The following is a 25,149-nucleotide window of genomic DNA, read 5'->3' on the forward strand; positions in this document are numbered from 1 at the left end:
CTTAACATTAAACCTTATAATTTATAGGGATTTGTCCCATAGCAGTGTATTACAGGTCAAATTTCGTTTCATCAAGTAGTTTCACTGCAACTGCGTGATTTTCAGCAATTTTTTCTAAAGGAAGTGTGTCTGCTTTAAAATCACCCCATGAGGCAACAAGCTCAGAACGCTTAACCCCTTCTTTTACTGGGTACTCATAGTTAACTTCAGCATACATTTGCTGGGCTTTTTCACCGGTCAAAAACTGCATCAGTTTTAGTGCATTTGCATGGTTAGGTGAATGTTTAGCCATAGCCATACCACTCACATTGACATGAGTACCGGTGGTTTCTTGCCCAGGGAAGTTAATGTAAACAGATTCAGCCCAAGCGGTTTGTTTAGGGTCGTTGACCATTTTACCTAGGTAGTAACTGTTACCCAGAGCAATATCACATAAGCCTTCTTTAATGGCCTTAACTTGTGCGCGATCATTGCCTTGTGGTTTACGAGCAAGGTTTGCTTTGACACCTTCTAGCCATGTTTTCGCTTCAGCTTCACCATAGTGAGCAACCATAGAAGCGACAAGAGAAACATTGTAAGGATGTTTGCCACTGCGCGTACAAATCTTTCCTTTGTACTCAGGTTTAGTTAGGTCTTTGTAATCAAAATCAGAAGCTAACTTACCAACACGATCACGAGATGAGTACACATTACGTGCACGCAGTGTTAGAGCAAACCACTCACCTTCACTATCACGGTATTGAGCAGGAACATTGTCATTAATGGTTTTGTCTTGTACTGGTTGCACAACCTTTTTAGTGCTTAACTCCACCAAGCGACTAATGTCGGTCGTCAATACCACATCAGCAGGGCTATATTCCCCCTCTTGGACCAGCTTTTCTGCAAGACCTGTCTTTGAAAATTTAACGTTAACCGTAATGCCCGTTTGCTTAGTAAATTCGTCAAACATAGGTTCAACCAAAAATGGTTGGCGATACGAGTAAACATTAACCTCTTCTGCAGCTGATGCTATTGGTGCAAATACACCGCTAATCGCAGCAGTCAGCACAAGTATTTTTTTCATTACAGTTTCCTTAAGTAAAAGTGATAATAGTTATCAATTCGATTATTATATAAAAACAATGATAAGAAACAACCAATAGCTGATTTAATATAACTTTTGTAACAGTTTTGTGATGCTCGTCTTATGTCATACCCCTTTTACGAAATAACGGGTCATTCTAGCTTGTTAAAATACTCGATAACTGCGTTATAATTTTTGATTGTAGAATAACGACTTATCGCAAAATTCCGCCTTGTTTTCGAGCATTTTCCCTGCGCTATTTCTGATTACTTACTTAGTGTGATCGGTATAACATCCCTTTACAGATCTCATTGTTCGTCTATCAAAGATAAAAAAGGACCTGCATCAAGCAGATCCTTTAGTGAACAATTCATTATTGGGAGGATAATTACTATTTTTTAGCTGTCATAAACTCTGGGTATGCCCCTACACCACAGTCATGCATATCCATGCCTTCAATCTCTTCTTCTTCTGTAACACGAATACCCATTGTCGCTTTAATGATGCTCCAAACTAGGAGGCTGGCACCAAATACCCAAGCAAAGATAACTGCAGCACCAAGAAGCTGAGCACCAAATGTGGCATCTGCATTGCTTAGAGGCACTACCATCAAACCAAAGAAGCCACACACGCCATGTACAGAAAGAGCACCAACTGGATCATCAATTTTAATTTTATCAAAAGCGATGATACTAAAGACAACGATAACACCCGCTACAGCACCGACACCGACTGCAGCCAGTGGTGATGGTGATAGAGGATCTGCCGTGATAGCCACTAGGCCAGCCAAAGCACCGTTAAGAATCATAGTTAGGTCTGCTTTACCCCAAGTCGTCTTACATACTAGTAGAGCAGTAATGGCACCAGCGGCAGCGGCAGCATTGGTGTTTAGGAAGATTTGACCAACCGCAGTGGCATTTTCAAAGTCAGATATCATCAACTGAGAACCACCGTTGAAACCGAACCAACCGAACCACAAGATAAAGGTACCTAAAGTAGCTAATGGCATGTTTGAGCCTGGAATCGGGTTTACTGTACCATTCTTACCGTATTTGCCTTTACGAGCACCAAGTAAGATAACACCAGCAAGTGCTGCGGCTGCGCCCGCTAGGTGGACGATACCAGAACCTGCAAAGTCACTAAAACCTGCAGCTGATAGGAAACCACCACCCCATGTCCAGTACCCTTCTATTGGATAGATCAAGCCAGTTAATATCACTGAAAACACAAGGAAGGACCAAAGTTTCATACGTTCCGCAACCGCACCTGATACTACAGACATTGACGTTGCAACAAACACAACTTGGAAAAAGAAATCAGACTCTAAAGAGTGGTCAGCACCGGTTGCTTGGCTTCCTATTAAGCCACCAAATGATGGTAGCCATCCGCCTTCGCTGTTACCTAGATACATGATGTTATAACCCACCAGCAAGAATACGGTACAAGCAATGGCGTATAGCACGAAGTTTTTAGTTAAAATTTCTGTCGTGTTTTTAGAACGCACAAGACCGGCTTCTAGCATGGCAAATCCGGCCGCCATCCACATGACTAAGGCGCCTGAAATTAAGAAGAAAAAGGTATCTAGTGCGTAACGTAGTTCCGTTACTGTAGCTGAAAGTTCCATAATAAATTCTCTTATCCGTTATTCTTAAAGGGCTTCTGTATCCATTTCGCCTGTACGAATACGCACAGCCTGAGATAGGTCATAAACAAAAATTTTGCCATCACCAATTTTACCTGTGTGAGCGGCCTTAGTGACGGCCTCTACTACACGGTCTACGTTCTCAGCCTGTGTGGCTATTTCCAGTTTAACCTTAGGTAGGAAATCCACTTGGTACTCTGCCCCGCGGTATAGCTCTGTGTGTCCTTTCTGGCGGCCAAATCCTTTGACTTCAGAAACGGTCATACCTTCAATCCCTACATCGGATAGAGCTTCACGGACATCGTCCAATTTGAAGGGTTTAATAATTGCATTGATAAGTTTCATCGCTTTCCCTCTGCATACATAATAATTTCATCAACGCTTTTATATATACAAAGGGCGTGCCAAGTTTTTAAGGTATTGAATTAAAAGAAGTTTTATCGATAAGAAAAAAGAAGGGACCATAGAGTGCACCAGTGCGGTGCGCCACGCTCACCAAAAGTGCACAAAATGTTAACTGATGTCACAATTTTGTGCATATAAGCTAGAGACTAGCGTCCAGTAGTAAGAAAGCGTTGCCATTGATGAATGAGTATTGAAAAATCTTCTAAGCCACACACCGCCGAACTTTCACTATTGTAAAAGTCCATATCCGGCTCAAATTCTTGATCTTGCTGTTGCTGTAACACGTTTTCTTGTACTGTCACTTCTCCCATTTCAATTGCGAGGCTAATTTCAACACCGGGAAGCGTCAACAATTGAGTGCTGCTAGTTTGCGCGTTATTAATCAGTTCAAAAACCTGTTGTAGTTTTTCTGTATCACGGCCAATTTCTTCTTGTAGCCAACGACCTACAATCTCATGCCCCATGCTACATTGAATGGAATACACACCAAATGCTCGTTTAAACTCAAACTCCATGACTCACCTCTATCGCAACTTATATCCGTGACTCATACTAATCACACTAAGTAAGTGATCAGAAATAGCGCAGGAAAAATAGCTTCTGTATCAAATATTGAGGCGATTCTACCGTAGAATCCCCATAGTAGTAATAGCCAATCACTGTAAATCAATCATAAGAAATAGCGCAGGAAAAACCCCTTGCACTCAGGTGTTGAAACCCGCTTGGCTGATCAGTGACTTGCTACGATAGGAACCCATCAGCAAGCCTAGTGACGAGGTGAAAGAAGACATAAAAAAACCGCTGATAAACAGCGGTTTTATAGTGCATATTACATTTATGCAGGTTCTTGGAAAATAACCGTATCCGCTTTTTCCGTGTACTCGCTCATTCGATGGAAGTTCAGGTAACGATAGGTATCGGCCGCTGTTGCATCAATTTGTGAGGAATACTTAAGGTACTCTTCTTTAGTGGGGATTCGCCCTAAGATAGCACCTACAGAGGCCAGTTCCGCTGAAGCCAAATAGACGTTTGCTCCAGTACCTAGACGGTTAGGGAAGTTACGTGTTGATGTGGAGATGACCGTGGCTTTATCTGCAACACGGGCCTGATTCCCCATACACAAAGAACAGCCAGGGGTTTCAATTCGTACTCCAGCACGACCAAAGATACCGTAATAGCCCTCTTCGGTCAGTTGATCACGATCCATCTTAGTGGGTGGCGCAATCCATAGTCGAGTATCTAGTTGCCCTGTAAATTTATCGAGTAATTTACCTGCGGCACGGAAATGCCCAATATTGGTCATACATGAGCCAATAAATACTTCATCAATTTCAGTGCCTTGCACCTCTGATAAAGGACGTGCATCATCAGGATCATTTGGTGCGCACAAAATAGGTTCATCTATTTCAGCAAGATCAATCTCAATGACATGCTTATACTCTGCGTCTTTATCCGCTTGCATCAGTTCAGGCTTGTCGAGCCACTCTTGCATCGCAGAAATACGACGCTCTATGGTACGTCGATCTCCATAACCTTCTGCAATCATCCACTTCAGCATAACAATGTTAGAGTTCAAATACTCTTCAATGGATGCTTGCGAAAGCTTAACGGTACAACCTGCTGCGCTGCGCTCTGCAGATGCATCTGACAATTCAAACGCTTGCTCTACACTCAGGTGTTCTACACCTTCAATTTCCAGAACTCGACCTGAAAACTCATTGATCTTGCCTGCTTTTTCTACCGTCAGCAAACCTTGTTTAATGCCGTAGTAAGGAATCGCATGCACCAAATCACGCAAAGTAATACCCGGTTGCATTTCGCCTTTAAAGCGCACCAAAATAGACTCTGGCATATCCAATGGCATAACGCCTGTAGCAGCGGCAAATGCCACAAGACCAGAACCTGCTGGGAAAGAGATACCAAGAGGAAAACGAGTATGTGAATCACCACCAGTACCCACAGTATCAGGCAATAGCATACGGTTTAACCATGAATGGATAACACCGTCTCCTGGGCGAAGAGACACCCCACCACGGTTCATAATGAAATCCGGTAATGTATGATGAGTATTCACATCCACCGGTTTTGGGTAAGCCGATGTATGACAGAAAGACTGCATTACAAGATCCGCAGAGAAGCCTAAACACGCAAGGTCTTTCAGTTCATCACGAGTCATTGGGCCGGTTGTATCTTGTGAACCGACGGTTGTCATCTTAGGCTCGCAATATTGCCCTGCGCGCACACCTTCTACGCCACATGCCTTACCTACCATTTTCTGCGCTAGGGTATAGCCTTTATCTGACGCTGATGGATCTATCGGTTTAGCAAATAGATCCGTTTCGGCTAAACCGAGTGACTCTCGAGCTCGGCCAGTTAAACCACGACCAATGATTAGAGGAATGCGGCCACCAGCACGCACCTCATCAAGCAAGACCTTACTAAGTTCAAAGGTAGAGATCGGTTGACCATTCTTGCGTACAACACCTTCGTAAGGGTAGATATCAATCACATCTCCCATGTTCATGTCTTGCACATCTAACTCGATAGGCAAAGCACCAGAATCTTCCATAGTGTTATAGAAGATTGGAGCAATCTTGCCCCCTAAACAGATACCACCGGTACGTTTATTAGGTACATTTGGAATGTCATCCCCCATAAACCAAAGTACTGAGTTGGTTGCTGACTTACGAGAAGAACCCGTTCCTACGACATCCCCCACATAAGCCAGTGGAATGCCCTCTTTTTGCAGTTCTTCAATTTGACGAATAGGTCCTACGCTGCCTTGTTCATCAGGATTAATCCCTTCACGCTCCATCTTGAGCATGGCTTTGGCGTGTACAGGAATATCAGGGCGAGACCAAGCATCTGGTGCAGGTGATAGGTCATCGGTGTTGGTTTCACCGGTAACTTTAAATACTTTTACCGTGATTTTTTCAGCGACTTTTTCTTTAGTCGTAAACCACTTTGCATCAGCCCAAGACTGAATAACTTGTTTGGCAAATTCATTACCTGCTTTGGCTTTTTCTTCTACGTCGTAGAAAGCATCAAACATGAGCAAGGTATGGGAGAGCATTTTGGTTGCAATAGGAGCCAGTTCAACATCGTCTAAAAGGCTTACAAGAGGCTCAATATTATAACCACCTTGCATGGTACCTAGTAGTTCAACTGCTTTTTGTTTACTCACTAATGGGGATTCAACTTCACCTTTAGTAATAGCGGTTAAGAAGCCTGCTTTTACATAAGCGGCTTCATCAACGCCTGGAGGAATACGATTTTCTAGAAGATCTAAGATGAAACTTTCTTCACCTTGAGGTGGGGTCTTTAATAATTCAACAAGTGCTGCTACTTGTTCTGCATCTAGTGGTTTTGGAACCACTCCCTGTTCAGCACGCTCAACTACGTGTTTGCGATAAGCTTCAAGCACAACTTCATTCCTCTGGTTGTGGTCTATGATGGGATCACCACAGACATCCTTTGATCCGACACCTTGTCCTAAAATTGTCATTATGTTTCAGCAAAACAAAAGCCGTGCTGTGAACAAGGTCTAAAATGGTGTATCGAGAATAGCAAAACTGGCTATAAATTAAAATCTCACCATTTGACCGACATAGCAACTTAGAACAAAAGGTAATAAAAATGTAAACAAAATACCAACTTAGTTAAAGATCAGTTGATTCTATGGGTTTATTATTTAAACGCAGTACCAATGGAAAGATAAGCGGCTCCCATACCGTTTTCAGTCTGTCCATAGCCCAATAACACCGGCCCGATTGGAGAATCGATACCTATATAAGCTGAGCCTGCAACAAATAACGGCACATCATCAAGGCTACGATCCGCTCCTGACCATACTCCACCATACTCTGCTGATAATCCAACGTAAATCGGTGACTGGAACATACCAAAGTCATTTTCAAACCATCGGTAGCGATATATCAACATAGTAAATGCTTTGTTTTGGCCAATTAAGCTATTACGCGGGATACCTGACAAATGCTGAAAGCCACCAAGATCATAGGGATCAATAGGCGCCACATTATTTTCTGAATCAAACAGTCCCAGTTCGGCATTTGCTACAAAGGTATGTTTTTGCCAAAAAGTGAACGCTGAAAGCCAACGCACTTTGTATTCATCCACCCTTTCTTCTTTATAAGTAGATTTTTTTTCATCCACTTCATCAAAAGAGGTCAAATACTCCATGGATAAGTAACTACCTTTGGTAGGTAAACTCGCACTATCTAAGGTATCGACGACGTATTGTACATAGATACCTTTACGATCGTATGAGATATCACCACCGGAAGAGAAGGTAGATAACGACGCTCTACCACTGGTATAGCGAAGCCCAAGGGAAATATGACTCCATAGCGCGGGTTGCAAACCGACACTGGCATCCGCAACAAACTCTGAGTATGAAATCGGTATGTAATTGGAGACATCCGACAAATCATTGATTTCATTACCTTGAATGCTTGCCACTGGTACATTGCGGCTTTCGTCGGAATAGCTGAACTTTAGAGTATTAAATAACAATTGATTGGAGAAAAAAGGCGTATAAATATCGGCCGCCAGTAACTTATCCGTTCCCAACTCTAAACTGGTTCTCATTTCACCACCATCCCAACCAAGGTCAGTGAAGTTAGCTGATGCCCCTAAGCTGTACTGACTTGTGGTCGTAAAATCGTCTTCCAGAAAAAACCTAAAATTCAAATAGTTGGGACCCCAGTCTTTCTCATCCACATCAATAACAATGGTATTTTCTTGGTCATCTTGTTTATGCTTATAAGTGATTTTTTCAAATCGATCTAATGCATACAGTCGTGAGATAGAGTGCTCTATATCTTCAGATGTCAGGTCATCTTCAGGGTCTAACGCTAAGCGAGTGTTGAGTACATCGGGATTGAAATGCGTTTGATTGACCATTTCGATGTTAGTGATTGGAATATCATCGCCAAATATGATTTTTTGCGCTTTTTGCCGTTTCCTGTTCTGGTAAGCGGCATAATCTTGTTCTGATAACGCAAATTTTTGCAGTTGTTGCTTATGCTTCATTGCCTCTTCATAGCCCCGTTTATAGGCTTCAGGCATTGCACTAAAATCTGTCGTCCCTATTTGGCCTACAGCAGGAGACAATAAGACATCTTGCTCATTGAGTCGCTTCCCTTGTTCCACTGTGCCGCGTTGAACTAGGTAATTGGAAAGTTGCCCCCCCACATCTAAAAAGCTAGATAATTCCTCTTTGGTTTTATAATCAGAGGAAATATCGACTGCAATTATATAATCTGCACCCATTTGTTGGGCCAAATCTACCGGCATGTTGTTCACCACGCCGCCATCAACTAATAAACGTCCATCCAATTCATAAGGAGGTAATGCCCCTGGCACTGACATAGATGCCATCATCGCATCCACTAGGTAACCTTTGTCTAGCACCACTTCTTGCAAATTAACAATATCCGTCGCTACTGCGCGATAGCGAATGGCAAAATCATCAAAGCTGTCCATTTTTAAAGGAGAGTGGGACGTTTCGCGTAATATGCGCAACATGCCTTGCCCTTGCACGACGCCTTTAGGGGTTTTGATTTTTCCCCAACCAATGCCTAAATCCGCATTGATTTGGTATCTATCTTCATACGCTTTGTCACGAAAGCGGCGATCGGAGCGATCCACTTGATCGCGATAGCCTAAGTTCCAATCTACCGCCGTCAAATAACTTTCAATTTGATCGGCGCTTTGTCCTGTGGCGTATAAGCCTCCAACATAAGATCCCATGCTGGTACCTGTGATAATATCAACAGGTATACGCATTTCTTCTAGGGCTTTGAGCACACCAATATGCGCGGCCCCCTTTGCGCCTCCCCCGGCTAAAACGACCCCTATAGTAGGTCTGGATTTAGAGGTCACTTGATTCACCTCTGTTGCGAAAGACGGTTGTACACCGACCAGCACAGTGAGGAGGATAATTAGACTGACAGCACATGCATTCCGAAGCAATTGAAAAACCTATACATCCGTTTATTAGAGTATTAATAAATCTAACACACTTTGCCCTGCATCATCCTATCTACCAAGGTAATATTTTTTTAAACCAAGGCTTTGCATTAGATTCACATTCCGCCAAGGCTTGGCCATCTTCATCCCAAACCGGTAAGGTAAATTTACTATTACAATCAACCGTTAAGCTACCATCTTGTTGTTTGCGGTATCCTAAGGTTCTAATTCCTTGTGGCCAAGGCAAAGTCAGCACTTCCGGCTCTCGTTGTTGTAAATAGTCGGCATAAACTCGCAATGCCCCTGACGCCCCTGTTAAGTAAGCTTGAGTGTTATCATCGCGCCCTACCCATACTGTCACCACTTCTCTACCGTCAACACCGACAAACCAACTGTCACGTCCGTCATTACTGGTGCCGGTTTTACCCGCTAAAGCATAACGAGAGAAATGCGCACTTAAATAACGTCCAGTACCTTCGGTGACGACTTTTTTCATCGCATAAGTGGTGAGCCAAGCGGCTTGTTCTGGCACCACCTGTTGAGCTTTAGGGAATGACTGATAAATCACCTCACCCTGTTGATCTTTAACCACCCTCAGAGCACTTAACGGCACTTTTCTCCCTGAGTTGGTTAATGATTGGTACATTTGTGCTACTTGATAAGGGGTCAGGGTAAAGGCACCTAAAAACATTGAAGGTAGAGGACGAACTTCCCCTTTATCCACACCTAACTTTTCAATTACCTGCTGCACATTTTTAATACCTAGCGTCATCCCTAACTGCACCGTAGGTACATTTCTAGAGTGAGCTAACGAGTGATAAAGAGGAATATTGCCCAAAAACTTCCGATCATAGTTACGCGGAGTCCAGGTGCTTCCTTTGTTGCCTTTTAAGGAGATAGGTTCATCCACTAAGGTGCTCGCCAATTGGTATTTATTGGGTTGCATTAAGGCATCCAAATACACCGCAGGCTTCACCAACGAACCGATTTGCCGTGACGCATTTAACACACGATTAAATCCATCATAGCCCGTTCTTCTGCCCCCCACCATGGCGCGAATTTCACCCGTTTGTCGATCAACGGCAATCGCAGCCGCTTGCAAGTTTTTGGCTTTTCCTTTTTCCAATCGAGGCAGTGTTGCTGTCACCGCTTTTTCTAATTCACTCTGCGAAACAGGATCTAGTGTGGTGAATAATCTCAGTCCGGCATGTTGTTCAAAATCATCACCTACATTGCGGTTTAACTCATTTTTTAATTGCTGAAAATAGGCGGGTTGTCGACTCGCAATACGAGGCACTTTTTGCAGATCCAATTCACGGCTAATGGCCTGTTGGTATTGATCCGAATCTAATGTCCCTTGTTCAAACAGCAGTTTAAGGATCAAATCGCGACGATGCTTAGCTCGCTGTGGATTACGCACTGGGTTATAGTAAGACGGCCCCTTAACTAGCCCTACTAACATGGCCAACTGATCAACCCTAAGCTCTTGAATTGGTTGACCAAAATAAAAGCGTGCTGCTAGACCAAAACCGTGGATCGCTTGTCCGGCACTTTGACCTAGGTACACTTCATTTAAATACGCTTCAAGAATACGATCTTTGCTATAGCGATGATCAATAATGATGGCGATCAGAGCTTCACGAACCTTACGCCACAGTGTTTTTTCACGCGTTAAAAATAAATTTTTACTCAACTGCTGAGTAAGAGTACTTCCCCCTTGCACCGCTCTCCCTGCTTTTAAGTTCACAATAAAAGCACGGGCAATGGCCGTTGGTGATACCCCATCGTGGTGATAAAAATCGCGGTCTTCGGTTGTCAGTAGTGCGTCCACTAAAAATTCAGGATAATCTTGGCGTTTAACAAACAGTCGCTGCTCTGTTACATCTTTCTCAAGCATACCCAGCATTTTAGGTTCTAAACGCAAAAATCCGAGCTCACCGCCTTTGTCTAAGGAGGCAATTTTTGTCACGCTATTGCTGTTAAAGTTCAACATGACATGGCGTTCAGTTTCTGGCCCATCTTGAAAATCAAATGGACGTCTAATCAACTCTATTTTACTGCTTGATGACGAATACTCCCCAGGGAACTGAGGGTTTCTTACCTTGCGATAATTGAGAACATCCAACTCTTTTAACATTTGTGAATGGGTCAGTTCCGTCCCCGGAGCCAAGTTCAATATGCGCGCATACACCACGGTAGGCAAATCAAATAATTGCCCATCAAAACGACGTTCCACTATGGTGTTGAGATAAATCATGATAAAAGCGAGCACGGCGATTCCAGCCACAGCTAGCTTCCAGCTGATGCTGAAAATTCTTCGTCCCCATGACTTTGAAGGGGCTTTCTTTGTCCGTCGCTTACCCGCCGCAGATTTTTTTGCGGGCGTTTTTTTTGCTTGTGGCTTCTTGGTTTGACGACGCTTTTCCGGTGTCCGTTTCTCTGGCACGCTATAATTCCATGGCTATTATTTTAAATGACGTTTGGTTTTGCTCGTGGCTTGATGGGATGCAGGATCATCAGGCCAAGGATGTTTAGGGTACCGTCCCTTCATCTCTTTTTGCACTTCTTTGTATGCGCCGCTCCAAAAACCGGCCAAATCTTGAGTCACCTGTAAAGGGCGCTGCGCCGGTGAAAGCAACTCAAGCGTAATTTTCACTCTTCCTTCTGCCACCGTTGGCGATTGCGGTTCACCAAACATTTCTTGTAATTTCACCGCTAACCTTGGTGGCTGACCTACGCTGTAATGCAGCATTTTCATTGAACCTGACGGCACCTTTATACCCTTAGGTAACAAGGTATCTATGTGCTGATTCAACGGCCAAGCCAAAGCAGCATTAAGGATGTTGAGCATATTGAGGCTCTGCAGCCCTTTTACCGAGCGAATTCCCTCTAAGTAGGGTAATAACCAAGTTGACATAGTGTCCAACAAAACGCTATCACTCCAATCGGGCCAAGGCATTTCAGGTAGCCATTGCTTAGCGCAGTTCACTCTATTGAGTAATGCCATAGACTCCTTGCTCCAAGGTAAAACCGTTAAGCCTTTTTTCGCCACGTAATCCAACATGCCTTGAGCTAATGCATCGCTGGCGAGCTCTGCTGAAGGTATGGATTTTCGCTGAATAATCAGTTGCCCAAGGCAGCGTTGATGCTCGGCTAACAGTCCCTGCTTATGCTCATTCCACTGCAATACCTGCTTTTGTTGCAAGGTATGATACTGCTCTAGCTCAGCAAGAGTGACCTTGGCTGCGGCCAACACTCGACTTGAAGATTGACGGCCTTTTTGCAAGTGGGCCACCACTAAAAACTCGTTAGCGCATAAAGGGCTACTCTCATCCACAAACGCACCATGACCTGAAGCCAGTTGATATTGAGAGCTGTTGATGGCACGGCGCAAACCGATACGATCCGGAAACGCAAAACTTAAACAGACCCCTATATCGCTATTTTTCACCGACGTAAGAGTGAATTTTTGCCCAATTCGATTGGCCAAATTATCGGCTCTACGCTTTAATACCTTCTGTTTTGGGTGTTTTCTATCTAGTAAAAGACTCACTTGCAAACTAATATCATCGCTATTTCTCATGGGTTCTTCTAACACAACAGCCGTGGCTAATGCGGTATGAAACATAGACGATGGTGCTCGTGCGAGCATAGCGGCAAGGCGCGGTTCTACGCCCAATTGTAGAGCGCGCTTCCCTTGCTGAGTCAGGGTTAAGTCAGAAGTAAGCAAGGTTAAGCTCTGCAAAAGAGTGCAAGCCGCTTGTACCGCAGAAGCTGGAGGTTGGTCTACCCACTGCATCCCCTCAAGATCCGCACTGCCCCACTGCACAGCCTCAAGAATTAAACTGCATAGATCGCTACGCATAATCTCAGGTGTTGTATGTTGCGGGTTTTGTTTAAATTGCGATTCAGAATAGAGTCGAATACATACCCCTGCCTCTGTTCGGCCCGCACGACCGGCCCGTTGCACTGCAGATGACTGAGATATCCAGCGCTGCTCTAAACGTGTCACACCACTGTTTAAGTCAAAGCTCGCTCGATTTTCCAACCCACTGTCGATAACAATTCTCACCCCTTCAATGGTTAATGAGGTCTCAGCAATATTGGTGGTGACGACTATCTTCCTTTGTTGGTCACTACAAGGTTGAATAGCGCGCTGCTGAGCTGAAAAATCCAAGCCTCCATGCAGTGGCAACACACTGACGTTTGCAAGGGATGACAACTGTGTGGTTAATGAGTCACAGCAAGCATTAATTAGGCCGACACTTGGCAAAAAGAGCAAGATTGACCCCGATTCATCATTGAGCGCTTTAATGGTCTGCTGACAAATATGTGCGATAAGGTTTTGATTCGCTTGCAATGGGGCGTACCGTTGCTCAATAGGGTAGCCTCGTCCCTTAGAGGTATGCACAACGGCATCAGGAAGCAATAGCTGTAAACCGGTTTGATCAAGGGTGGCCGACATCACAACGATCGTCAGTTGCTCATTAAATACCTGCTGCACTTCTAATGCCAGCGCTAACCCAAGATCTGCATGAATGCTTCGTTCATGAAATTCATCAAACAGCAGCATGTCAACACCATTAAGCTCAGGATCCCCTTGGATCATGCGCGTAAGTACCCCTTCAGTCACAATTTCTAATCGCGTTGTCGCGCACGTTCGGCTCTCGCCTCGAATCCGATACCCTACTCGTTGACCCACAGGTTCATTTAACTGCGAAGCAATATAACTGGCGATGCTTTTGGCCGCCAAGCGTCTTGGTTCAAGCATGATGATTTTGCCATTCCAGTTAGGATTTAGCAGTAATTGCAATGGCAAATAAGTGGACTTGCCTGCCCCTGGAGGCGCTTGAATGATGAGCTGAGGGTACTGCACTAAAGAAGTGACAATATCATCTAAGATAGCGTGAATGGGCAAATTGGATAGAGCTTGAGTCAAGGTATTGGCCTATGCCATGATGTGAACTTAACTCAATTCTACCCAAATGATTTAGAAATGGAATTTTATCCTAACCTGCAAAAAGGCACCTTACTCAAGCGCTATAAACGTTTCTTAGCGGATCTTGCTTTAGACGACGGTTCACAAATCACCATTCATTGTGCCAATACTGGGGCGATGACAGGTTGCGCAGTGCCGGATAGCACTGTGTGGTATTCCACCTCTGATAACCCAAAACGTAAATACCCAAATAGCTGGGAAATCACAGAGACCGCGCAAGGGCATAGAATTTGTGTGAATACCTTACGCGCAAACACTTTAGCTGTAGAGGGAATAGAGCAAGGGGTAATACAAGAGCTATCAGGTTATGATGAATTAACCACAGAACAAAAGTACGGTGCTGAAAACAGTCGTATTGATATACTGCTACGTTCTCACAACAAAGTAGATTGCTACGTTGAAGTTAAGAGTGTGACACTACTTGATGAAAATAATGAAGGGTTAGGTCAATTTCCTGATTCTGTTACCACTCGAGGTCAAAAACATCTACGAGAGTTGATCGAGGTAACAAAATCTGGACAAAGAGCCGTACTTTTATTCATTGTTTTGCATTCAGGCATTGAAAAGGTGTCTCCGGCACTCCATATAGATGGGCGTTATTCCACTTTACTTAAACAAGCCCAAAACGCCGGCGTTGAAGTAATTTGTTACAAAGCCAATTTATCCGTTAACTGCATAAAAATGTCGCACAAGTTGCCGTTTCATATGCTTTAAAATGACGAACTGTTCACAGTTATAGATAGAGTTAACTCTGTATCGAAAAGACTTTATTGCTAAGGCTAAATGTTTTTGCTATAGATACCCGCCTTAAAATTAGGCCCTTGCTGGTTTAATAAGGTTACTAGGAGATGCGGTATGCCAGAATCTAAGAAAAAAACGCTAGGCATTCTAGCCATAGCAGGTGTTGAGCCGTACAAAGAACAAGCTGGTGAAGAGTACATGTCACCAGAACAGACGGCTCACTTTACAAAAATTTTAGGCGCTTGGCGCGACCAATTGCGCGAAGATGTAGAACGTACAGTTGTACACATGCAAGACGAAGCAGCTAACTTCCCCGATCCTGTAGACCGTGCGTCACAGGAAGAAGAGTTTAGCTTGGAGTTGCGTAACCGCGACCGTGAGCGCCGCTTGATCAAGAAGATCGAGAAAACGCTAAACAAAATCGAAGAAGATGAATTTGGCTTCTGCGATTCTTGTGGTGTTGAGATTGGCATTCGTCGTCTTGAAGCTCGCCCTACAGCTGATCTTTGCATTGATTGCAAAACTCTAGCCGAGCTAAAAGAAAAACAAATGCAAGGCTAGCGCCAACAAAGCAATAGTTTAAACTAAGGGAGCCTAGGCTCCCTTTTTCATTAATAAGTATTGGTATGCATTACACTGGACGATTTGCCCCTTCCCCTTCTGGCCCGTTGCATTTTGGTTCGCTAGTCGCCGCTTTAGGTAGCTATTTCCAAGCCAAATCTCAACATGGCCGCTGGCTTGTACGTATGGAAGACCTTGACCCACCAAGAGAAATGCCCGGCGCAGCCACTCTAATTTTGCAAACACTAGAGCGCTATCACCTGCATTGGGATGGCGAGGTAGTGTATCAAAGCCTGCGACACCATCTGTATCAACAACAAATTAATGATTGGTTATCACAGCAAAAAGCCTACTATTGCCAATGTACCCGTAAACAAATTAAACAAGACGGTGGTTACTACCGTGGGCACTGTCGTAGTAAACAGCTGAACTCAAGTGGGTGCTCTGTTCGTATTAAAATAGATACCCCTATTACTGAGTTTTTCGATCTCAAACACGGCCATATTGCTCTTCCGCAAGCCATTGCAGAAGAAGACTTTATTATTAAACGCCGTGATGGATTATTTGCCTATAACCTTGCTGTCGTCATTGATGATATTGAACAAGGGGTCACTGAAGTGGTGCGTGGTGCCGACCTTATCGAGCCCACAGGCCGGCAAATTAGCCTATATCATTTACTCGGGGCTAAGCCGGTGAGTTACCTACACCTACCTCTAGCGGTTACCGCAACAGGTGCTAAGTTATCCAAACAAAATCACGCTAGCGGCATTAGCTTAGAGAACCCTATCCCCACCTTAATTGAGGCGATGCGCTTTTTAGGTTTTACACTGGAAAAAGAGCTGGAATCTGCGTCAATTGAGCAAATTCTCGCCTGGGGAGTCAATCAATGGCACTTAGCTCAGCTAACAAAAGAGACTCAAGTCACAACCTTGTTCTCAAATCGAGTCAGCTAGGCTATTATATGCGCGGATTTGAGCGTAATTTCAAATCGAAGCCTTATGGGGAGCATGCCAAGCATTGCTCTCTCGTTCCCATAAAACAAGAAACCGACTAACTCGATGACATCTGATTGCGATAACCATAACTCCGTTGGCAAAGTAGACTTAACTATCTACCCAAGAGACCAACACAATATCTCACGAGAGCATATTAGTGATAATGCACTCAAGGTATTATATCGATTGCAAAATGCTGGATACGATGCGTATTTAGTAGGTGGCGGGGTTCGAGATCTTCTTCTTGAAAAATCACCTAAAGATTTCGATATCGCAACTAACGCAACGCCAGAACAAATTAAACTGTTGTTTCGCAACTGCCGTTTAATTGGACGACGTTTTAGATTAGCGCATATTATTTTTGGACGTGACATCATTGAGGTGGCGACATTTAGAGGCCACCACCAACAAGCAGAAAAGCAAACATCGGTGCAATCTGATGAGGGTATGCTACTGCGTGATAACGTATACGGCAGCATTAACGAAGATGCCGAACGTCGTGATTTCACCATTAATGCTATGTACTACAACATTGCAGATTACTCTATTCACGATTATGCCAACGGTATGCGTGATCTCAACGAAGGTATGGTACGACTGATTGGCGATGCCGAAGTTCGTTATCGCGAAGACCCAGTGCGTATGCTTCGTGCTATTCGCTTTGCCTCAAAACTGGACATGGATATCAGCTTTGAAACCGCCGATCCCATTAATTACCTCGCCCCCTTATTGCAAGGTATTCCATCCGCAAGATTATATGAAGAGTCTCTGAAACTGCTGCAATCTGGGCACGGTTTAGATACCTACGATTTACTGCGTGAATTTGGTTTATTTGAACACTTATTCCCACCGGTTGCTGCGCTATTTACTGAAGAAGAAGATTCTAAAGCCGAGCAGATGATTGATTTGGTTCTTGAATCTACCGATCAAAGAATTAAAGAAGGTAAGCGCATTAACCCTGCATTTATGTTTGCAGCTATGCTTTGGTACCCTGTAGAAGAGTACGCTAAGCGTTTAATGGCCGAGCAAGATATGAGTCATTATGATGCCATGATGACTGCAGGTAATCACATTCTTGACGAACAAGTTCGTAGCACGGCCATTCCACGCCGCCATACTGCAACTATCCGTGAAATTTGGCAATTGCAGTCTCGTTTAGAGCGACGCTCAGGAAAACGAGCTTTCCGTCTATTGGAATTAAATAAATTCCGTGCGGGCTTTGATTTCTTAGAAATGCGCGGCCAAGCGGAGCAAGGGGAAACTCTGAAATTGGCTCAATGGTGGCATACTTTCCAGCATTCAGGTCGCAACATGCGTCAAGCTATGGTGAATGACCTTGGTAACTCTCCTAAAAAATCAGCTAACGGTCGCCGTCGCCGCCCTGCGAAGAAGAAACCAAAGAAAACCAATTCATGAAAACCGTATATATAGCCGTTGGTAGCAATTTAGGCGATCCTGTTGCCCAAACAAAACTGGCAATAAAAAGCTTACAAAAGCTACCTAATAGCCAAGTATTATCAGCCTCATCACTGTATAGCAGTACACCTATGGGGCCACAAAACCAACCCGATTACATTAATGCGGTGGTAAAAATAGCCACGACACTGCTTCCTCTTGAGTTGTTAGATCAGACGCAAAAAATAGAGAATGAACAGGGGCGTGTACGTAAAGATGAACGGTGGGGTCCTAGAACTCTCGACCTTGATATCCTTCTTTACGCTGATGAAACCATCAATCTACCGCGATTAATCGTCCCTCATTATGGCATGAAGGTAAGAGAGTTTGTCCTCTACCCTCTGCTAGAAATTGAACCAAACTTAATACTTCCAGACGGAAGTGCACTGACTGAGTTAATCAAGTCCGTAGACCGAAACGGCTTACAAGTGTGGGGCTAACACCCAACTTCCAGTAAAAGGCATAAAAATGAAAAAAGTAACCATCAATACGTTAATGAAGCTTAAAGCAGAAGGCCGAAAATTTGCCTCTTCCACTGCTTATGACGCAAGCTTTGCTCAGCTATTTGAACAACAAGAGATGCCCGTTCTCTTAGTTGGTGACTCTTTAGGCATGGTCCTTCAGGGAAAACCGGATACTCTACCTGTAACAATTACAGACATTGCCTACCACACACGCTGTGTTCGTGCTGGTAGTCCAAATAGTTTATTGATGGCGGATATGCCATTCATGAGTTATGCCACACCAGAGCAAGCCTGTTTAGAAGCTGCAAAATTAATGCAAGCGGGGGCTAACATGGTAAAACTGGAAGGCGGCGCTTGGCTTGCTGAAACGGTTCGCATGCTAACAGAACGTGCTGTTCCTGTATGCGCCCACTTAGGGTTAACCCCGCAATCGGTCAATATTTTTGGTGGTTTCAAAGTTCAAGGTCGTGATCAACAACAAGCGGATCAAATGGTTAAAGATGCACTAGAGCTGCAAGCAGTCGGCGCACAAATCATTTTACTTGAGTGTGTACCATCTTCTCTTGCCGAACGAATTACACAAGCATTAGACGTGCCAGTTATCGGTATTGGTACTGGTAATGTCACCGATGGTCAAATTTTAGTAATGCATGATATGTTAGGTATTTCAGCCAACTACATGCCTAAATTCTCTAAAAACTTCCTAGCAGAAACGGGCGATATTCGTTCGGCTGTCACTCAATACATTACCGATGTAGAAACAGGTGCTTTCCCTAGTCCTGATCACACGATTGCCTAGGAGTAAGCATGTTAACCGTCAATAATACTGCTGAGCTTCGTCAGCAAGTTCGTGCTTTTAAACAAGCGGGAAAACGCATAGCTTTTGTTCCAACCATGGGTAATCTACACCAAGGTCATCTCACATTGGTGCGCAAAGCGCAGCAAGTGGCAGATGTGGTTGTGGTCAGCATCTTTGTCAATCCATTACAATTTGGCAATCCAGAAGATCTGCAAAACTACCCAAGAACCCTAGAACAAGATCTGGCATTACTGGAAGAGCAAGGTACCGCTTTAGTGTTCACTCCGACTCCGGAGATCATTTACCCTCAAGGGCTAGACAAGCACACTTTTGTTGAAGTGCCGGTACTTTCCGACATGCTAGAAGGCGCATCACGTCCGGGGCATTTTCGTGGCGTAACCACCATAGTATCTAAACTATTCAATTTGGTTCAGCCTGACATTGCCTGTTTTGGTGAAAAAGATTTTCAGCAAGTGGCGGTAATTCGCCAAATGGTTGAAGACCTAGCCATGGACATCGAAATTATTCCAGTGCCTATCGTACGTGAAGAAAATGGTCTGGCGATGAGTTCTCGTAATAATCGCCTAACCGAGCAAGAGCGAGCTATTGCTCCGCGCCTTGCCCAAGCCATGCACAAAATGGCCGACCATTTACTTGCTCATCCGCAAGATGTTACATCAACAATCGAACTTGGTGAAGCAGCTATTGTGGACGCAGAAATGAAGCCAGATGAGCTGTTTATTTGCGATGCTCGAACTCTTGGCGAGGTCAATACTGACACTAAAGAAGCCGTCATTTTAATCGCCGCTTTCTTAGGTCAAGTGCGACTGATTGACAATGTGGTTGTGACGCTAAAATAAGCAAGCCTTAACCTCATAAACAAGCGAGCTAAATGCTCGCTTTTTTTCTATCCGGCAAATAGCTATTACCGTAAGTTTTGCTCTAGCAAGCATTGATATTGAACGCACTACCGCTGGAGGCCTTGTTGCTGGTGGTGTGATCATGCCAATCACACTAAGTAAGTGATCAGAAGTAACGCAGGACAAAAAACCAATTTCAGGACAACTTGTCCTAGCAAGAACTATGGCGGATAAACCTGTAGCATATATGATATTTTATTCTGCTCATGAGAAGCAATTTCTATGCTATGTAGAAGAGAATATTCCTGAAAATTTAAGAATGGTTGAATATCAGGAAGGAATGGAAATTATTGCTACATTTGAATGTTTTGTTGTGACAGAATAATTTATTTAATTTTCAGTAACTTAAGTAAGGCATGGCACTAATCGCCGCCATACCTTACTCTGTTAATATAATCTATTCACTAATTAAGTTCTTAATCCAATACCTTTATCGACTAAACGATAGGCTACAGCAAACAATACAGCGACAAAGATCGTCAGCACCGAAAATGAGCTGACTATATCCACATCAGATACCCCTAAAAATCCATAGCGAAATGCATTTACCATATACACTATTGGATTTATTTTTGAGATACCCTGCCAAAACTCAGGCAATAGATTAATTGAGTAAAATACACCACCTAAATAAGTTAATGGCGTCAAGATAAAGGTCGGTATAATAGAAATATCATCAAAGGTTCCAGCAAAAACCGCATTAATAAGCCCTCCTAAAGAGAAGACTACCGATGTCATAAAGACAGTCGCAATAATTATGCCCCAATGATGTACCTGTAAATCGACAAAGAACAAAGAGACTATGGTAACTATGGTACCCACCAATAATCCTCGTACTACCCCTCCCATAACAAAACCAGCAATAATTACATAGGTAGGTACAGGGGCAACTAATAACTCTTCAATATTCTTTTGAAATTTAGCACTAAAAAATGATGAAGCGACATTTGAGTATGAATTGGTGATCACGCTCATCATGATCAAGCCGGGCACTATATATTCCATATAGCTAAAGCCATTCATTTGCCCGATACGTGAACCAATTAAATTACCAAATATAATAAAATAGAGCGTCATCGTTATAGCAGGTGGGACTAATGTTTGTACCCAAATGCGTGTAAATCGGTTGATCTCTTTTCTTAATAAACTTTTAAATGCAGTCCAATATACTGAATACATTACTGTTTTTCCTTTGCTTGCTCTCGCACTATGGTGACAAATAACTCTTCTAAGCGGTTGGCTTTATTACGCATTGACAGCACTTTTATGCCGGCATCGGTAAGTTGAGAAAAGACATGGTTTAACCCTTGCTTATGCTTCAATTCAATCTCTAGAGAGCCATTAATAAAATGCTGGCTTACTACATCATGTAAAGGTTTAGGCTCGGCACCCTCTTCTAAATCGAGAATAAAGGTTTCGACCTGCAGTTTATTTAGCAAGTTTTTCATGCTGGTATTTTCAATTAATTCACCACGATTGATAATACCGATATTTCGACATAGCGTTTCCGCCTCTTCCAAATAATGGGTTGTTAGGATAATGGTTATCCCTTCTTCGTTAATCTTTTGTAAGAACCCCCACATAGAGCGACGTAGTTCGATGTCTACACCCGCGGTAGGTTCATCGAGGATAAGTAGCTTAGGTTCATGCATTAACGCTCGTACAATCATTAGACGGCGTTTCATGCCACCGGATAAACTGCGTGCTCTCTCATGGCGTTTATCCCATAAATCCAGCTGTGATAGGTACTTCTTCGCTCTCTGTTTTGCATCCGCTCTAGATACGCCGTAATAACCCGCTTGTTGTAAGACAATTTGCTCTACGGTCTCAAACATGTTGAAGTTAAACTCTTGCGGCACTAAGCCTAAGTATTGTTTCGCCAATTCCAAATCTTTACTTAGGTTGTATCCAAAAACAGACACTTCCCCAGACGTTTTATTCACTAAAGAAGAAATGATACCAATGGTTGTTGACTTGCCGGCACCGTTAGGCCCTAACAAAGCATAAAAGTCGCCTTTTTTTACTTGAAGAGAGACGCCTTTCAGCGCTTCAAAGCCACCTTTATAGGTTTTTCGTAGATTCTCTATTTCTAATGCGTACATATGCGCTTATTTTCTCAATTAATATTTGTCACAAATCGGATTTGATTTGCATATTTTTTCGGTATAGTAACTTAAGATTCAATAAAGGACTTAACATGCCAGAAATTAAACTATTGTTTGAGAATAATTCCAAATGGTCACAATCTCTTAAGGCTGATGAGCCAGGATACTTTACTACATTAGCACAAGGACAGAATCCAGACTTCCTATGGATAGGATGTTCTGATAGCCGAGTTCCAGCAGAGCGATTAACCGGCCTCTTTTCTGGAGAACTGTTCGTTCATCGAAATGTGGCTAACCAAGTAATACATACTGATTTAAATTGCTTATCCGTTGTTCAATACGCCGTTGACGTGTTAAAAGTTAAACATATCATTATTTGTGGTCACTATGGTTGTGGTGGTGTTAACGCCTCAATTGAAAACCCGAAATTAGGCTTAATTAACAACTGGTTACTTCATATTCGCGACCTGTACCTAAAGCATCGCGATATGCTAGATAAGCTCTCACCAGAGGCTAGAACTGACAAGCTATGTGAAATTAACGTCGCAGGTCAAGTGTACAACTTAGCCAACTCTACTATTATGCAATCCGCATGGGAAAGAGGGCAAGATGTAGAGATCCACGGTGTCGTCTATGGTATTGGCGACGGTAAACTCGAAGATCTTGGCGTGCGTTGCTCTAGTCATAAAACTTTAGAGAAAAACTTCCCTGAAGCTATGGCTAAGATCTTAAACCAAGCGTAATTGACAGCCGAATACCAATACGTTTATTTTTTATTGGTAAACTAGCAAAGCAAATACTCAGCCTATGTGAGTATTTGCTTTTTTGTACCCTACAATGGGATAACTTTACCAATGTAAGGTAAGTTACGATATTTTTGGGCGTAATCGATACCAACACCAACCACAAATTCATCCGGAATTTCAAAGCCAATCCACTGTACATCGACCTTAACTTCACGGCGAGATGGTTTATCCAGCAAGGTCGCGATTTGAATTGAATTAGGTTCACGTATGGATAAAATTTCACACACTTTGCTTAAAGTGTTGCCCGTATCGATAATATCTTCGACTAACAGTACGTCTTTACCCTGAATATCATCATCTAGGTCTTTAAGAATTCGTACATCACGAGAGCTTTCCATCGTGTTGCCGTAGCTTGATGCTGTCATGAAATCAACACTATGATTAACCGTTACCGCTCGAGATAAATCAGCCATAAACACAAAAGAGCCACGTAGAAGCCCTACCATGACCAACTCTTGGCTATCTTTATAATGCTCATTAATTAGCGCTCCAAGCTGCTGTACCCTTTCCTGAACTTCTTGTTCGGAAATCATCACTTCTACGGTATGTTTCATACTGTTCTCTCGTTTACTAGGCTCGCATCAACTATAGTCATGGACCGTAACTTTTTCGCAAAACTTTACAGATCTATGGATAAAATTGCTTGAGCTTAAAATGGGCGTGCATTGTAACAAACAAACTTTCAAACCTAAAAAAAAACCCAGCTAAAGAGCTGGGTTTATAATGAATCTTAATTTTCAATGACTAAGAAATTACTTCTTTTTCACCGCTTTTTTATTTGGCAGGTCAGTAATAGAGCCTTCAAATACTTCAGCTGCTAAGCCAACAGATTCGTGTAGCGTTGGGTGAGCATGAATGGTTAGAGCGATATCTTCCGCATCACAACCCATTTCGATAGCTAGACCAATCTCACCAAGAAGTTCACCACCGTTAGTACCAACAATAGCACCACCGATTACGCGATGAGTATCTTTATCAAAGATCATCTTAGTCATACCATCAGCACAATCTGAAGCGATTGCACGACCAGAAGCGGCCCAAGGGAAAGTAGACACTTCGTAGTTAAGACCTTCAGCTTTCGCTTCTTTCTCAGTTTTACCTACCCACGCCACTTCAGGCTCTGTGTAAGCAATTGATGGGATAACTTTAGGATCGAAGTAGTGTTTCTTACCAGAAATCACTTCAGCCGCTACGTGGCCTTCATGCACACCTTTGTGCGCAAGCATTGGTTGACCAACAACGTCACCGATAGCGTGGATATGAGCTACGTTAGTGCGCATTTGCTTATCAACATTGATGAAACCACGCTCGTCAACTTCGATACCCGCTTTTTCAGCGTCAATGAGTGCACCGTTTGGCACACGGCCGATAGCCACAAGAACCGCGTCGTAACGCTCCGCTTCCGCAGGGGCTTTTTTGCCTTCCATTGAAACGTAGATACCGTCTTCTTTTGCTTCTACCGCAGTCACTTTAGTTTCAAGCATTAGCTTGAACTTGTTTTTAATGCGTTTAGTGAAGACTTTAACAATGTCTTTATCAGCTGCAGGGATAACTTGATCAAACATCTCTACAACGTCAACTTTAGAACCTAGAGAGTGATATACCGTACCCATTTCAAGACCGATGATACCGCCGCCCATGATAAGCAGTTTCTCTGGTACTTCTTTCAGTTCAAGTGCATCCGTAGAATCCCAAATACGTGGATCTTCATGTGGGATAAATGGCAGTTTAATTGGGCGAGAACCCGCTGCGATGATGGCATTGTCAAAAGTCACTGTAGTAGACTCTTCACCACCTTCAACTTGAATGGTGTTAGGACCGGTAAATTTACCGTAACCGTTAACAACCGTTACTTTACGCATCTTAGCCATGCCATTAAGGCCGCCAGTAAGTTGATCTACTACTTTTTCTTTCCAGATACGAATCTTGCTGATGTCTGTGGTTGGTTCACCAAAAACAACACCGTGTTCAGCCATCGCTTTTGCTTCTTCGATAACTTTAGCAACGTGAAGAAGTGCTTTCGATGGGATACAACCCACGTTCAAACAAACACCACCTAAAGTGCTGTAGCGTTCAACCAGTACCGTTTCAAGACCTAAATCTGCGCAACGGAAAGCGGCAGAATATCCAGCAGGACCAGAACCAAGTACTACAACTTGGGCTTTAATTTCTTTGCTCATTTTGACCTCTTGTAGTCATTATC

At 43.3% G+C, this 25,149-nt stretch carries 21 protein-coding genes; 9 read left to right on the top strand and 12 right to left on the bottom strand.

Going from position 1 to position 25,149, the window contains the following annotated elements; all coding sequences use genetic code 11:
- Window positions 1-49: 49 nt before the first annotated feature.
- From OCU56_RS10220 to hrpB, 8 genes are all read right to left on the bottom strand, one after another.
- Entirely contained in the window at window positions 50-1,063 is a 1,014-nt protein-coding gene (locus OCU56_RS10220; protein WP_261873130.1) for a Fe(3+) ABC transporter substrate-binding protein, read from the bottom strand.
- Between the two features lie 391 nt (window positions 1,064-1,454).
- Window positions 1,455-2,687, bottom strand: a complete 1,233-nt coding sequence (locus OCU56_RS10225) for an ammonium transporter (RefSeq protein WP_261873131.1) — start codon at window positions 2,685-2,687, stop codon at window positions 1,455-1,457.
- 24 nt (window positions 2,688-2,711) lie between these two features.
- Entirely contained in the window at window positions 2,712-3,050 is a 339-nt protein-coding gene (gene glnK, locus OCU56_RS10230; protein WP_261873132.1) for a P-II family nitrogen regulator, read from the bottom strand.
- Window positions 3,051-3,256: 206 nt separating this feature from the next.
- On the bottom strand, window positions 3,257-3,625 hold the full coding sequence (locus OCU56_RS10235) for a YacL family protein (protein WP_261873133.1): 369 nt from the start codon (window positions 3,623-3,625) through the stop codon (window positions 3,257-3,259).
- A gap of 320 nt (window positions 3,626-3,945) precedes the next feature.
- Window positions 3,946-6,534, bottom strand: coding sequence for a bifunctional aconitate hydratase 2/2-methylisocitrate dehydratase (gene acnB, locus OCU56_RS10240; protein ID WP_261874809.1), 2,589 nt, complete (start codon window positions 6,532-6,534; stop codon window positions 3,946-3,948).
- Window positions 6,535-6,797: 263 nt separating this feature from the next.
- Window positions 6,798-9,104: a patatin-like phospholipase family protein gene (locus OCU56_RS10245; protein WP_390904837.1), complete on the bottom strand. Its 2,307-nt coding sequence runs from the start codon at window positions 9,102-9,104 to the stop codon at window positions 6,798-6,800.
- A 70-nt stretch (window positions 9,105-9,174) separates the two neighbouring features.
- Window positions 9,175-11,547: a penicillin-binding protein 1B gene (gene mrcB, locus OCU56_RS10250; RefSeq protein ID WP_261873135.1), complete on the bottom strand. Its 2,373-nt coding sequence runs from the start codon at window positions 11,545-11,547 to the stop codon at window positions 9,175-9,177.
- Window positions 11,548-11,565: 18 nt separating this feature from the next.
- On the bottom strand, window positions 11,566-14,040 hold the full coding sequence (gene hrpB / locus OCU56_RS10255; protein WP_261873136.1) for an ATP-dependent helicase HrpB: 2,475 nt from the start codon (window positions 14,038-14,040) through the stop codon (window positions 11,566-11,568).
- A gap of 57 nt (window positions 14,041-14,097) precedes the next feature.
- Here hrpB and sfsA point away from each other — a divergent pair, with 57 nt between their 5' ends.
- The 8 genes from sfsA to OCU56_RS10295 all read left to right on the top strand — a co-directional run bounded on the left by sfsA (window position 14,098) and on the right by OCU56_RS10295 (window position 20,360).
- Window positions 14,098-14,814: a DNA/RNA nuclease SfsA gene (gene sfsA, locus OCU56_RS10260; RefSeq protein WP_261874810.1), complete on the top strand. Its 717-nt coding sequence runs from the start codon at window positions 14,098-14,100 to the stop codon at window positions 14,812-14,814.
- Between the two features lie 141 nt (window positions 14,815-14,955).
- The gene (gene dksA, locus OCU56_RS10265; protein WP_261873137.1) at window positions 14,956-15,402 is read left to right on the top strand and encodes an RNA polymerase-binding protein DksA; all 447 of its coding nucleotides are present in this window, start codon (window positions 14,956-14,958) and stop codon (window positions 15,400-15,402) included.
- 65 nt (window positions 15,403-15,467) lie between these two features.
- Window positions 15,468-16,355, top strand: coding sequence for a tRNA glutamyl-Q(34) synthetase GluQRS (gene gluQRS / locus OCU56_RS10270; RefSeq protein WP_261873138.1), 888 nt, complete (start codon window positions 15,468-15,470; stop codon window positions 16,353-16,355).
- Window positions 16,356-16,460: 105 nt separating this feature from the next.
- Window positions 16,461-17,813 carry a polynucleotide adenylyltransferase PcnB gene (gene pcnB, locus OCU56_RS10275; protein ID WP_261873139.1) on the top strand — a complete coding sequence of 451 codons (1,353 nt, stop codon included), beginning with the start codon at window positions 16,461-16,463 and terminating at the stop codon, window positions 17,811-17,813.
- Complete coding sequence (gene folK, locus OCU56_RS10280) at window positions 17,810-18,292, top strand: 2-amino-4-hydroxy-6-hydroxymethyldihydropteridine diphosphokinase (RefSeq protein ID WP_261873140.1); 483 nt, start codon at window positions 17,810-17,812, stop codon at window positions 18,290-18,292. Before pcnB ends, folK begins: the two co-directional genes overlap by 4 nt.
- Window positions 18,293-18,320: 28 nt before the next feature.
- Window positions 18,321-19,115 (top strand): 3-methyl-2-oxobutanoate hydroxymethyltransferase, encoded by a 795-nt coding sequence (gene panB / locus OCU56_RS10285; protein ID WP_261873141.1) that lies wholly within the window; start codon window positions 18,321-18,323, stop codon window positions 19,113-19,115.
- An 8-nt stretch (window positions 19,116-19,123) separates the two neighbouring features.
- Entirely contained in the window at window positions 19,124-19,975 is an 852-nt protein-coding gene (panC, locus tag OCU56_RS10290) for a pantoate--beta-alanine ligase (RefSeq protein WP_261873142.1), read from the top strand.
- 223 nt (window positions 19,976-20,198) lie between these two features.
- A complete protein-coding gene (locus OCU56_RS10295) occupies window positions 20,199-20,360 on the top strand; it encodes a hypothetical protein (RefSeq protein WP_261873143.1) in 162 nt (53 codons plus the stop codon).
- Window positions 20,361-20,443: 83 nt separating this feature from the next.
- On the opposite strand, the gene OCU56_RS10300 is transcribed toward OCU56_RS10295, so the two are convergent.
- A complete protein-coding gene (locus OCU56_RS10300) occupies window positions 20,444-21,214 on the bottom strand; it encodes an ABC transporter permease (RefSeq protein WP_261873144.1) in 771 nt (256 codons plus the stop codon).
- Window positions 21,214-22,137 (bottom strand): ABC transporter ATP-binding protein, encoded by a 924-nt coding sequence (locus OCU56_RS10305; RefSeq protein ID WP_261873145.1) that lies wholly within the window; start codon window positions 22,135-22,137, stop codon window positions 21,214-21,216. Before OCU56_RS10305 ends, OCU56_RS10300 begins: the two co-directional genes overlap by 1 nt.
- Window positions 22,138-22,232: 95 nt before the next feature.
- Between OCU56_RS10305 and can the strand changes: the two genes are divergently transcribed.
- Window positions 22,233-22,883 carry a carbonate dehydratase gene (gene can / locus OCU56_RS10310; protein WP_261873146.1) on the top strand — a complete coding sequence of 217 codons (651 nt, stop codon included), beginning with the start codon at window positions 22,233-22,235 and terminating at the stop codon, window positions 22,881-22,883.
- 89 nt (window positions 22,884-22,972) lie between these two features.
- Here the strand turns inward: can and hpt are convergent, their stop codons facing one another.
- Entirely contained in the window at window positions 22,973-23,500 is a 528-nt protein-coding gene (hpt, locus tag OCU56_RS10315) for a hypoxanthine phosphoribosyltransferase (RefSeq protein ID WP_261873147.1), read from the bottom strand.
- A 198-nt stretch (window positions 23,501-23,698) separates the two neighbouring features.
- Complete coding sequence (gene lpdA, locus OCU56_RS10320) at window positions 23,699-25,126, bottom strand: dihydrolipoyl dehydrogenase (protein ID WP_261873148.1); 1,428 nt, start codon at window positions 25,124-25,126, stop codon at window positions 23,699-23,701.
- Window positions 25,127-25,149: the final 23 nt, after the last annotated feature.

Origin of the sequence: Vibrio rarus (genome assembly GCF_024347075.1) — a bacterium.
Lineage (GTDB): Bacteria > Pseudomonadota > Gammaproteobacteria > Enterobacterales > Vibrionaceae > Vibrio > Vibrio rarus.